The organism is Sphaerospermopsis sp. LEGE 00249 (assembly GCF_014299995.1).
Lineage (GTDB): Bacteria > Cyanobacteriota > Cyanobacteriia > Cyanobacteriales > Nostocaceae > Sphaerospermopsis > Sphaerospermopsis kisseleviana.
Map to the genome: position 1 here is coordinate 1 of NZ_JACJUZ010000111.1, position 11,184 is coordinate 11,184.

Sequence of the window (11,184 nt, forward strand, 5' to 3'; positions counted from 1 at the left end):
GGGTGGTTGGGGAGGTGGAGGAGGTGGAGTCTGTAAAACCTGCAAAAGTTTATCAGATGATTGATAACGGTTTTGATATTCTGTCTGTAGTAACTTATCTAAAATCCTACCTAACTCTACACTCACAGGTTGCTGTAAATGAACACGCCATTTTTCCACCCACCCATAACCTTGAGTTTTCCATAAATTCCAAGGATGCACCCTTGTCATTAAATGAAAACAACTCGCACCCAAACTAAATAAATCACTCGCTGGATAAACTTCCCTATCTTCCATCTGTTCTAAAGAAGCATAACCATAACTTCCGATGATCGTACCTGGACGCATTGTACCCTGAAGTTGTTTAGATGCACCAAAGTCAATCAAGAATAATTTTCCATCACTGCGACGACGCATAATATTTTCTGGTTTAATATCGCGGTGAATGATTTTTTGATTGTGAACTATTTGCAGAACTGGTAAAATCTCTAGCAACAATTTACGAATTTTTCTTTCATCAAAAGTTGCACCATTCGCTAACTCAATTAATAAATTTTCTCCATCAATAAAATCTTGAATTAAATATAGATATCCGTTCTCCTCAAAATATGCCTGAAGTCTAGGAATTTGCGGATGTTGCAGTTGTTGTAATCTTTTAGCTTCTTCTTCAAATAACTCTGTTGCTTTTTTTAAAGCATAGGTATTTTGCGTTTGCGGTGCAAGTTGTTTGATAACACAATTTTCCTCAAATTTATCAGTATCTTCTGCTAAATAAGTTTTACCAAAACCTCCACCCCCCAAAGGTTTAACTGGACGGTAATGGTTTCTAAGGATAACTAAAGGAATGCCACAACTAGGACAAAACTTTGTCGTATCTGCTACGGTTGGATTATGACAGTCTGGGTTTAGACAGCATATCTGATTCATGGGAGAGTTTCGGTAGATACGTTACATTTTAGAACATATACAAAAATATACTCCCTAATTTCCCAATTAGGTAATAAATTATCTATAAATTATCTATAAATTATCTATTTCCTCACGCCAAGACGCAAAGACGCAAAGAAGATATCCTGTACATCCTTTAATCTTGATGCTGAGAATCTTCGTTCATCTGCGTTCCCAACCCAGGCTGTTAAAAACACCATATATATTGCGCCCACAGATTCCCACTCATAACATAAGTGTACAACAGTATTCACGGCTTGTCAAGTCCAAAAACAAAATAAACAGAAAAAGCATAAAAAATGTATTGGATGGCTTCCAATCCCCAATCACCTACCTAGAAATCCACACCCTTTAATTATTTTGCGATCGCGCTAGGATGTAATACAGTTAACGGCATAGTTTTAGGCGATTGAGATTCTATGGAACATTTTCCCATCAAAGCTGTACAAGCTGCCTATTACGGCGAAAATTCCTACCGCACACCACCCCCAGACTTACCTTCCCTGCTATTAAAGGAGAGAATAGTGTATCTGGGAATGCCATTAGTTCCTGCGGTTACAGAATTGATCATCGCTGAACTACTATTTTTACAATCCGACGACCCAGAAAAACCCATTAAAATCTATATCAACTCTACTGGAACATCTGGTTACAGTGGCGAACCTATCGGTTTTGAAACCGAAGCCTTCGCTATTTATGACACCATGAAATACATTAAGCCTCCCATCCACACCATCTGTATTGGTTCAGCAATGGGTATGGCTGCCATGTTGTTGAGTGCTGGGACAAAAGGTTGTCGTGCGAGTTTACCCAACTCTTCCATTATCTTGCATCAGCCCAAGAGTTACGCTCAAGGACAAGCAACGGATATTCAAATTCGGGCTAAAGAAGTTTTGGCAAACAAAGCCTCAATGGTGGATATTCTGTCACGCACCACAGGACAAGCACCAGAAAAAATCACCAAAGACATGGATCGTCTATTCTACATGACTCCTTACCAAGCCAAGGAATACGGTTTAATAGACCGCGTGTTTGAAAAAGAAGAACTGGCTAATCCTCCACTTCCTGCAAGTGTACTTTAAGAAGGAGATCAAGGAGTCAGGAGTCAGGAGTCAGGAGGCAGAAGGCAGGAGGCAGGAGGCAGGAGGTAAATATTTTTCCCCAGTCACCAGTCACCAGTCCCCAGTCACCAGTCCCCAGTCACCAGTCACCAGTCCCCAGTCCCCATTCCCCATTCCCCTATTCCCTTAATAAATTAAAAATGGAGTCGTAAAAATGCCTATAGGCGTGCCAAAAGTTCCCTACCGGATGCCCGGAGGACAATACACAGATTGGATTAGCATTTATGACCGTCTATACCGGGAAAGAATCATTTTCCTGGGCAGAGATGTCGATGATGAAATTGCTAACCAAATTATTGCCGTTATGCTTTATTTGGATTCCGATGATCCAGGTAAAGATATTTATTTGTACATCAATTCCCCCGGTGGGATGGTGACATCTGGTTTGGCAATTTATGACACCATGCAACACATCAAATCTGATGTTGTCACTATTTGCGTGGGTTTAGCAGCTTCCATGGGATCTTTCTTATTAGCTGCTGGTACTAAAGGTAAACGCCTAGCTTTACCTCACTCCCGGATTATGATTCACCAACCTTCCGGCGGTACTCGCGGACAAGCTTCTGATATTGAAATTGAAGCTAGAGAAATTCTGCGAATTCGTAGCCAACTGAATCAGATTTATGCTAATAACACTGGTCAAGCTTTGTCTAAAATTGAAAAAGACATGGATCGGGATTTCTTTATGTCTGCTCAAGAAGCCAAGGAATATGGTTTAATTGACCGTGTGATTGAAGAACGCATCTAAACAGGGCAAAATATATTCAAAATTCAAGGTTAAAAATTCAAAAGCATCTTAACTTTGAATTTTTGATTTTGAATTTTGAATTGGAGCAAAGCAACATGGATATCGGAGATTGCTACCGTTTATTGGGGTTAAGGTCAGGAGCTTCTTTTGCTGAAATTAAAGCATCTTATCGGCGACTGGTACAGCAATATCACCCCGATCTCAACCCAGATGATGAAAAGTGTAAAGAAAAATTTATTGCCTTGACGGAGGCTTACAAACTCCTGCAAACGGTAGTACCACCTGAGGAAATAGCTGTAAAATCACATAGTTCATCCTCTTTATCCTCTTCATCCCCTTCATCCACTTCATCAGTGTTTGAGGATAGTTCTACCCAGACACCATCCCCACCGTCAGTATCAACAACAACGGTGATGCCACATCCACCGACGGTAGAGGATATAGAACAGCGGTTAAAGTGGAAGACTTATGAACAGTTGCAGCGGTTTTTACAAGAAAAACGTTTTCCCCAAGCGATCGCTCTCGTTGAAGCTTTAGCTGCTAGATTACCAGGGGATATAGAAGTCAAACAATGGCAAGCTATATCTTATCAAATTTGGGGACGGGCTTTAATTGCCCAAAAACAACTGCCAAAAGCTAGAATTTATCTAAAAAAAGCTATCAAGACAGATCCCCACAATAAAGCTCTGTTTAACGAAGTTCAGCGCGATTTTGAACGGTTAGGGATTAAGTTTTAATTTATAGCAGGAGTCAGGAGTCAGGAGTCAGGAGTTTTGAATTATTTATGGGCATGAATATAATCTACAAAGTAGAATTTAGGAATCAGCCAAAGTTGCAACCAAGTATAAATTCCCATTCCTAAAAGTGCGGTAATTATTAAGGGTAAACCCACTTTTAGACGGAAAGCATCAGGAAGAATTGCCACCCCAGATACAACTATGACAAAATAAGCTAAAAGTCCTATTTGCAAACGTTCTAAATTTTTAACTGTGGTTCTACAACTGCTACAATGTTGAGTATGTTGTTGATAACGATCCAACATCACCAGACGATTATCATTGATTTTAGTTTCTGTATCCTTAATTCCCACCTCACTCCAAGGTAACTGACCATGACAATATTTATCAAACCAAGTCCTAAATTCAATTACTAACCTATCTGCACTGGTAGGTAGTTTATAGGCTTTTTTCCAACTTTCACTAGATTGTTTTTGTTGCAATAAATATTCTTGCTGATTTAACAAAATCATATCACCATCTAACACCACATTTCTATTAGTGATATGATCCCACCAACGGGGTGTTAAATAATGAAATGTTTTCGCAAAATTACGACTAAATTGACCAACAATTCTCGATTTTCCTGGAGATACAGGTACACAATAAACTATCAGTCCTAATTTCTTTTCTGTCTGACCCAGACTAATCGCATATTCTAAACGACAAGGTGGTTCAAAAGTGATTGTTGTTGGTAAACCTCTGGGAATAGAAACTTCAATTAAATCAATTGTTGATTTAATTATATTCATAGTTATGGGTTGTGCTTTGTCTCGATTACCTTGTACTCCATGATGAGCAAAAGGAACATGACTAGGATCAGCTACATTTTCTACTAGTGTCTGCCAATCATACTCTAAATCACGGACTATAGAAGTCCAAACAAATCCTTTACTAGCGTCTATTTGTGGTGATAAAGGTAAAGGTGTCTTTGCTGCTAGTTCGGGGGTTTTTGCATCTGGCCACACCCAAAGTAAGTCATTTTCCTGACGTACTGGTAAAGAAAGGACACAGAAATTTTCTTGATTTTTAATGACAATTTCGGTATTTTCAGCTTGGGGAATTTGAGTACAGATACCTTGATCATCAAATTGCCAACCATGATAACTACACATTAAATTACCTGTTTTGTCATCAATACGACCTTCGCTTAAAGGTGCTAAACGGTGAGGACATTGATCTAAAAATACCCGGTAATTTGCAGATGATCTAGGTTTCCAAATTACTAAACGTATTCCTAACAATGTTACCGGGGTGGGACGTTGTGGATCAAGGTCTTCAATTGGTGTAAGAGGATACCAGTGCTGAAAAAAGTTAAATTCGGCTTGCATTCTATTTCTTGTAATAATTCAATTAACCAGGGCGTGAAAAAAATTTGAGAACAACTTTTGAGAACAATTATTGTATGTCTGAATCTGTAATTTCTGAATCTGTAATTTCTGAATCTGTAATTACTGTAACCGTTAAATTGTTCGCTGCTTATCAAGAAGCTTATGGACTTTCGGAACTAATGCTGGAATTTCCTCATGGTACACCAGTCAAAGCTGTATGCGATCGCCTCATATCAGAACACCCAGAACTGAACCAATGGCGTGATGTTACCCGCTATGGCATTAATTTAATCTTTGTTGCACCCGACACCCCTCTCAAAGATAGTGATGAAGTCGTACTTATTCCCCCCGTTAGCGGTGGTTGAAGAGACAGGGGGAGATGGGAAAGTAGGGGAAGCAGGGGAAGAAAGGGAGGTTAACCCAGTCCCCAGTCCCCAGTCCCCAGTCCCCAATCACCAGTCACCAGTCACCAATCCCGATAAAAATAGTCGGGTATGTTTGACGAGTATTTTGCCTCGTGTTAGTATTTTTTTCACAGTTGACGGATATACGGGGAAAGCTAGTTTATGACTCAGTCCATCGCAAACTTAAACAAAGCCAACACTTCCATATTGAAAGCACTCAAGTGTAAAGAATGTGGTGCAGAATACGAACTCCAAGCTACTCATGTTTGTGAGTTGTGCTTCGGTCCATTGGAAGTTAAATATGACTATGATGTTTTGCGTCAGTCTGTCAGTCGAGAAACTATTGAAGCTGGTCCTAATTCAATTTGGCGTTATCGTCAATTTTTACCCGTTGCTACCGACAACTATATAGATGTGGGAACAGGGATGACTCCCTTATTGCGTTCTCATCGTCTTGCCCGTCGCCTGGGTCTAAATAAACTTTATATTAAAAATGATGCCGTAAATATGCCCACCCTCAGCTTTAAGGATCGGGTGGTGTCTGTGGCACTGAGCAGAGCTAGAGAATTAGGTTTTACAACTGTTTCCTGTGCTAGTACCGGCAACTTGGCAAATTCTACCGCTGCGATCGCTGCCTATGCTGGTTTAGATTGCTGTGTATTCATTCCTTCTGACTTAGAAGCTGGTAAGGTATTAGGTAGTTTAATTTACAGTCCCACCTTAATGGCAGTCAAAGGCAACTACGATCAAGTAAACCGCCTTTGTTCAGAAGTTGCCAATACACACGGTTGGGGATTTGTCAATATTAATCTTCGTCCTTATTATTCCGAAGGTTCTAAAACATTAGGTTTTGAAGTTGCAGAACAACTAGGCTGGGAACTACCAGATCATATAGTTGCACCTTTAGCTTCTGGTTCATTGTTCACCAAGATTTATAAAGGTTTCCAAGAATTTACCGAAGTTGGTTTAGTCGAAGGTAAAAAAGTTCGCTTTAGTGGCGCACAAGCAGAAGGCTGTTCTCCCATTGCTACAGCTTTCAAAGAAGGAAGAGACTTTATTCAACCAGTAAAACCGAATACAATTGCTAAATCCATTGCCATTGGCAACCCAGCAGATGGGGTGTATGCTGTAGAAATCGCCCAAAAAACAGGCGGTAATATTGAATCAGTAAATGATGCAGAAATTATCGAAGGTATCAAACTGTTAGCAGAAACCGAAGGTATCTTCACCGAAACCGCAGGTGGTACAACCATCGCCGTGCTGAAAAAATTAGTAGAAGCTGGTAAAATTGATCCAGATGAAACTACAGTTGTGTACATCACTGGCAACGGTTTGAAAACCCAAGAAGCGGTACAAGGTTATATTGGTGAACCTTTGACTATTGATGCCAAACTTGATAGTTTTGAACGGGCGTTAGAAAGATCCCGCACCCTTGATCGCCTAGAATGGCAACAAGTTCTGGTTTAGTCAATGTCATTGGTGAATTACAATCAACCACTGACTTTAGGGGTTGACCAAGGCTAAACCCCTACCAACTCTCACTTGAAAACTAAAAATTAATCTTTAGACTATGGCCGTAACAGTTCTAGTTCCCACTGCGCTGCAAAAATTCACAAATAACCAAGCTGTCTTAGAATGCAGTGGTAGCAACATCGCTGAATTATTTGATTCTTTAGAGCAAGTTTGTCCAGGTATTAAGTCGCGTTTATGCAATGAAGAGGGGAAACCAAATCGCTTCTTAAACTTATACGTTAATAGCGAGGACATCCGCTTTTTAGATGGAACAGCAACACCTTTAAAAGATGGTGATGAAGTGAGTATTGTTCCTGCTATTGCAGGTGGTTAAGCTACTGACTGATAATTTTCCGCCACAAAATAACTCATTATTTTCCTTTGTGTACTTTGCGAACTTTGCGGTTAATAAATCCCAAAAAATCTCAACAATACGAAGAAAATAAAGGGGGAGCATCCCAAATGTGTAAGTTTATTTTTCTGAAATCTCGCAATTCATTCAAGGCTTGATATGATTGAACCGCAAAGAACGCAAAGGACACAAAGTTAAGAGATTTTAAGAGGTTTTTGAGTGTGGCTGCGTTTATTTTTTCAAAATTGGGATGCTCGCAATAAAGGTGCGTCAGATATTAAATTCTGACACACCCTACAAGTACAAAAAAAGGTTAATTAATCAAAAAAAACCAAGATTAGTTTTGCAGCAAAATACTAAGCTGTCAATAATGCCTTTAAGTCTTCAGTTTTTAATCTTGGTCCGTAGGTTGTAACTACTTGAGAAGCTGCGGTAGATGCTAATTTTCCTGCTGCTTCATAACTCATACCGTGGGTAATACCATAAAGAAAAGCTCCTGCATACATATCACCTGCACCCACTGTATCCACAGCATGAACTTGAGGTGCGGAAATTTCAATTAATTTTTCCCCATCAAAGACTACAGAACCTTTAGAACCACGAGTAATAGCAAATTTCTGGCTGAGAATTTTCAGTTTATCTACAGCTACCTGAAAATCTTCTGTTTCTGCTAAACCTAACGCTTCACTTTCGTTAGCAAAAATAAAGTCTAAACCAGGTCCGATCATATCTAATAAACCATCTTTGAAAAATTTTACCATGTTGTAATCAGATAGGGACATGGTGGTTTTAACTCCAGCATTTTTAGCGATATCTCTAGCTTGAATAGCTGCTGCTTTACCAGTGGGAGATGTGACTAAATAACCTTCGATATATAAATATTCTGAATCTGCGATCGCCTCTGGAACTAATTCTTGACTTGAAAATTCTCCTGTTATTCCCAAAAATGTATTCATGGTACGATCAGCATCAGGAGTAACTAATACTAAACATTTACCTGTAATTCCTGATTGCAAATCAGCATTTTTTAAGTTAGTATCTACCTGACAATTGAGTAAATCTTGAATATAAAACTCTCCAAATTCATCATTAGCAACTTTACAGGAATAAAAAGTTTTTCCTCCTAGTTGACTAATAGCCACTATTGTGTTTGCTGCTGAACCTCCACAACTTTTATGACAATGAAGATGTTTGAGATTGTCTAACATAAGATTTTGACTATCTTCATCTAGTAGTGTCATTACACCTTTATCAATGTTTAACTTTTCTAGCAACTCTGGAGATACTTCATATTCTATATCTACCAAGGCATTACCCACACCATAAACATCATATTTCTTACCCATTTTTAGCTCCTTACAAATTATTCTTTGTTATCTTATATCATGTCTGGTTGAACACTTATTATATCTGTTGAGGCTGGTAATTGGTAATTGGTAATTGGGTTATTAACTTCCTCCTGACTCCTGACTCCTGCTATATGTTCATCTGTGTTGAGTTAGTTGTTGTTGCCATTGTTGATAATTTTCGATATTATTTAAAACTATTTTCTGATAGGTTTCATTAATTAAATCAATGTTTAAAACCTGACCAAAATTATTTTTTCTTGTCACATACCAAAATTCCTTACCTCTGTTTGTATAGTAAGTTCCGGCTTTAATTAATCCCGGTACAAAAGTACCAGGGGCGCGTAAATCTTTCAGTGTTTTTGGTGGTAGGTCTATGGTGACAGAGATAATATGATTTAGGGGTATTTGCCAAAGTTTGTGAAAGCGAATGGCTATAAGTTGTTCTGTTAAAGTAAGTTCTATTTGCAAAGAGTTGTCTACAATACTTAATTCCATGATTCTTCCTTTTGATTACCAATCACCTCTTCCCCAATCACCAATTACCAACGCCAAGAATATGATATGTAAAAATAAGAATGACTGACTATAGCACAGTTAGATAAAGGATTGACCTGAGCAATGGCAGAAGAAACCAATCAAAATCAAGCAGAAACCGAAAAACCCGCTGCTGCTAAACCTGCGGCTAAAAAAGAAAAACCCCCCGCAGTGGAAGATAAACCATTTGAAGAGTTTATGCAGCAACATTATTTACCAGCTTTACAAAAGGCGATCGCAGATGAAGGAGTACCAGATGCCCAGCTAAATTTTGCCAAGCAGAAGTATCCTATTATTGGCTTTGACTCAGCGGAAGAATGCTGGCAAATTATTGGTTCTTGGCAAAATGGACAAAAACAGTTTAACGTCTATTTCCCCGATGCAGACATTCAAGGTAAAAAGGGTTTTTCCTGTAACGAAGGTAAAAAACCCAGTACCCTAGAGTCATTCTTAATAGATGAGCGCAAAATTACCCTTGATTTATTGGTATCTCGCCTAGTTTACCGTTTAAACGGTCAAAAATGGCTAGGTAGAAATTAATTATCAATTGAAAATTGACAATTGATAATTGGTGTTGTATGAGTGCCTTTTGGTGCTACATTTCGTGGAAATGGTAGGTAACGACTCCAGTGATGGGGTCGTTGTCTATTCCTATATAGCCGGATTTTAGCATTTCTTTTAGGATTTACAGGATAAAAACAGGATTTTTATTTTTGGGTTTTAATTAATTGGAATTTAGATAGTTTCAAGATCCCAGTTTATAACTTACATAACGATTCAAACTGACATTTTCTTATGCTGCTTCTATCGCTAATTTTCGATGAAGTTCAGGAGTAATACGAACTTGAAATTTACCACTGTAGGTTTTTTCTGCAATAGGTTCTGGAATTTATTCACCATTAGCTTCCATATCTAATACTATATCTTTGACCAAATTCGTAATACCTTCTAAAGCCAAATTACGATTTTCATGGAGATAAGATAAGCTAGGAAATTCAGCACATAATCCTACAAATTCTTGATCTTCACTTGACCAGGTAATTTTATATGTGTAGTGGTCGTAGTTAACCATTTTCCATTCCCTCAATTTTCTCAATGGCTGCTAAAACCTGCTTGACTTGATAAAATTTTGCTTTTCCATTCTTTTCTTGAATGTTAACTCTTGGATCTCCAAACCAAGGTGTTTTATAGACACAATGACTTGTTCCTTGCTGTCTAGGTTCTCCGAAATAATGATTACAAAGTTTTACTAAATTAAATTAGTAAATTTGACATCTTTAGGATTATTTTTTATTTCGGCTAAAAGTTTTTCAATTTGTGCTATAGAAAAATTATAGTACCACTATTGATACTATGTCAAGGAATATTCTGGAAATCCCAATTCCTTCATATTTATTGATAATTAACTAAAACTCAACCAACTAAACACTTCTTTTACCGTCAATTCTAAATTAACACCTTCAACTATTGGCAACTGATCATCACCGTCATATAAATCAATTTTTTGCCCAGGAAACACAGCTAAAACACTTTCTTCTTCTGGGTTCATTAACCAACCTAATTCTGTACCATTGCGGGAACAATGTAATAATTTAGTTAATACCTTTTTTTGTTGTTGTTCTGGAGAAAGTATTTCTATTACCCAGTCAGGATGAATTTCAAAACGGTTGTTAATTTTCCCTGATGCGGTTTTAGGTATTCTGTCCCAGCGAAATACAGCTATATCCGGTACAATAGTATCTCCACCAAAAGTACAACGTAGTTCTGGGAAAGCATAGGCAATTTTTTGTGTTTCGGCTAATTGGTTAATAGTAGTACACAATTTAATCTGTAGAAGGCTGTGTTCACCCTGTGGCATTGGTTTTTGTATAATTTCCCCGTTGATAAATTCTGATGCTGGTTTAGTTTCTGGTAATTTCAGAAACTCATCTAGAGTAATTTGGAGTTCTTTTGTTATAGTCATAGTTATTAATGAATAATAATCTTCATTATATCATTAATAACAGAAATGTTGAATGTCGTTACAAAAGTTTACATATTCAGTTATAGTAGTCCTATTAAGGGTGAAAATGTCAACATCTCATGATATCTTCCATCCAATGAACATAACTAATTTGTTGACACATACAA

At 37.9% G+C, this 11,184-nt stretch carries 16 protein-coding genes; 9 read left to right on the forward strand and 7 right to left on the reverse strand.

Features of this window, described 5'->3' with window-relative positions:
• A partial coding sequence (locus H5968_RS23455; RefSeq protein WP_187041864.1) for a serine/threonine-protein kinase occupies positions 1 to 906 on the reverse strand: 906 nt, incomplete at its 3' end.
• A gap of 440 nt (positions 907 to 1,346) precedes the next feature.
• Here H5968_RS23455 and H5968_RS23460 point away from each other — a divergent pair.
• The 4 genes from H5968_RS23460 (at position 1,347) to H5968_RS23475 (ending at position 3,533) form a co-directional block, all read left to right on the forward strand.
• Positions 1,347 to 2,009 carry an ATP-dependent Clp protease proteolytic subunit gene (locus H5968_RS23460; protein WP_187041865.1) on the forward strand — a complete coding sequence of 221 codons (663 nt, stop codon included), beginning with the start codon at positions 1,347 to 1,349 and terminating at the stop codon, positions 2,007 to 2,009.
• Complete coding sequence (locus H5968_RS23465) at positions 1,999 to 2,178, forward strand: hypothetical protein (protein ID WP_187041866.1); 180 nt, start codon at positions 1,999 to 2,001, stop codon at positions 2,176 to 2,178. Before H5968_RS23460 ends, H5968_RS23465 begins: the two co-directional genes overlap by 11 nt.
• A gap of 24 nt (positions 2,179 to 2,202) precedes the next feature.
• Positions 2,203 to 2,796, forward strand: a complete 594-nt coding sequence (locus tag H5968_RS23470) for an ATP-dependent Clp protease proteolytic subunit (RefSeq protein WP_096571907.1) — start codon at positions 2,203 to 2,205, stop codon at positions 2,794 to 2,796.
• Positions 2,797 to 2,891: 95 nt separating this feature from the next.
• Positions 2,892 to 3,533, forward strand: coding sequence for a J domain-containing protein (locus tag H5968_RS23475; protein WP_096571906.1), 642 nt, complete (start codon positions 2,892 to 2,894; stop codon positions 3,531 to 3,533).
• A 41-nt stretch (positions 3,534 to 3,574) separates the two neighbouring features.
• Here H5968_RS23475 and H5968_RS23480 read toward each other — a convergent pair whose 3' ends face one another.
• Positions 3,575 to 4,903: a Rieske 2Fe-2S domain-containing protein gene (locus tag H5968_RS23480; protein ID WP_187041867.1), complete on the reverse strand. Its 1,329-nt coding sequence runs from the start codon at positions 4,901 to 4,903 to the stop codon at positions 3,575 to 3,577.
• A 104-nt stretch (positions 4,904 to 5,007) separates the two neighbouring features.
• Here H5968_RS23480 and H5968_RS23485 point away from each other — a divergent pair, with 104 nt between their 5' ends.
• From H5968_RS23485 to H5968_RS23500, 4 genes are all read left to right on the forward strand, one after another.
• Positions 5,008 to 5,268 carry a MoaD/ThiS family protein gene (locus H5968_RS23485; RefSeq protein ID WP_096572845.1) on the forward strand — a complete coding sequence of 87 codons (261 nt, stop codon included), beginning with the start codon at positions 5,008 to 5,010 and terminating at the stop codon, positions 5,266 to 5,268.
• Positions 5,261 to 5,473: a hypothetical protein gene (locus H5968_RS23490; protein ID WP_187041868.1), complete on the forward strand. Its 213-nt coding sequence runs from the start codon at positions 5,261 to 5,263 to the stop codon at positions 5,471 to 5,473. The genes H5968_RS23485 and H5968_RS23490 overlap by 8 nt, the downstream gene beginning before the upstream one ends.
• Positions 5,470 to 6,774, forward strand: a complete 1,305-nt coding sequence (thrC, locus tag H5968_RS23495; RefSeq protein ID WP_187041869.1) for a threonine synthase — start codon at positions 5,470 to 5,472, stop codon at positions 6,772 to 6,774. Before H5968_RS23490 ends, thrC begins: the two co-directional genes overlap by 4 nt.
• A gap of 103 nt (positions 6,775 to 6,877) precedes the next feature.
• A complete protein-coding gene (locus H5968_RS23500) occupies positions 6,878 to 7,153 on the forward strand; it encodes a MoaD/ThiS family protein (protein ID WP_187041870.1) in 276 nt (91 codons plus the stop codon).
• 374 nt (positions 7,154 to 7,527) lie between these two features.
• On the opposite strand, the gene H5968_RS23505 is transcribed toward H5968_RS23500, so the two are convergent.
• Complete coding sequence (locus tag H5968_RS23505; RefSeq protein WP_187041871.1) at positions 7,528 to 8,517, reverse strand: adenosine kinase; 990 nt, start codon at positions 8,515 to 8,517, stop codon at positions 7,528 to 7,530.
• 138 nt (positions 8,518 to 8,655) lie between these two features.
• A complete protein-coding gene (locus H5968_RS23510) occupies positions 8,656 to 9,015 on the reverse strand; it encodes a hypothetical protein (protein WP_187041872.1) in 360 nt (119 codons plus the stop codon).
• 123 nt (positions 9,016 to 9,138) lie between these two features.
• On the opposite strand from H5968_RS23510, the gene H5968_RS23515 reads away from it, so the two are divergent.
• Positions 9,139 to 9,594, forward strand: a complete 456-nt coding sequence (locus tag H5968_RS23515; RefSeq protein WP_096571900.1) for a DUF2996 domain-containing protein — start codon at positions 9,139 to 9,141, stop codon at positions 9,592 to 9,594.
• 253 nt (positions 9,595 to 9,847) lie between these two features.
• Here the strand turns inward: H5968_RS23515 and H5968_RS25900 are convergent, their stop codons facing one another.
• The 3 genes from H5968_RS25900 to H5968_RS23525 form a co-directional block, all read right to left on the reverse strand.
• Positions 9,848 to 9,943 carry a toxin-antitoxin system HicB family antitoxin gene (locus tag H5968_RS25900; protein ID WP_370569803.1) on the reverse strand — a complete coding sequence of 32 codons (96 nt, stop codon included), beginning with the start codon at positions 9,941 to 9,943 and terminating at the stop codon, positions 9,848 to 9,850.
• On the reverse strand, positions 9,944 to 10,126 hold the full coding sequence (locus tag H5968_RS23520; protein WP_255427235.1) for a hypothetical protein: 183 nt from the start codon (positions 10,124 to 10,126) through the stop codon (positions 9,944 to 9,946).
• A 330-nt stretch (positions 10,127 to 10,456) separates the two neighbouring features.
• Positions 10,457 to 11,017: a Uma2 family endonuclease gene (locus tag H5968_RS23525; RefSeq protein WP_187041873.1), complete on the reverse strand. Its 561-nt coding sequence runs from the start codon at positions 11,015 to 11,017 to the stop codon at positions 10,457 to 10,459.
• Between the last annotated feature and the right edge of the window lie 167 nt (positions 11,018 to 11,184).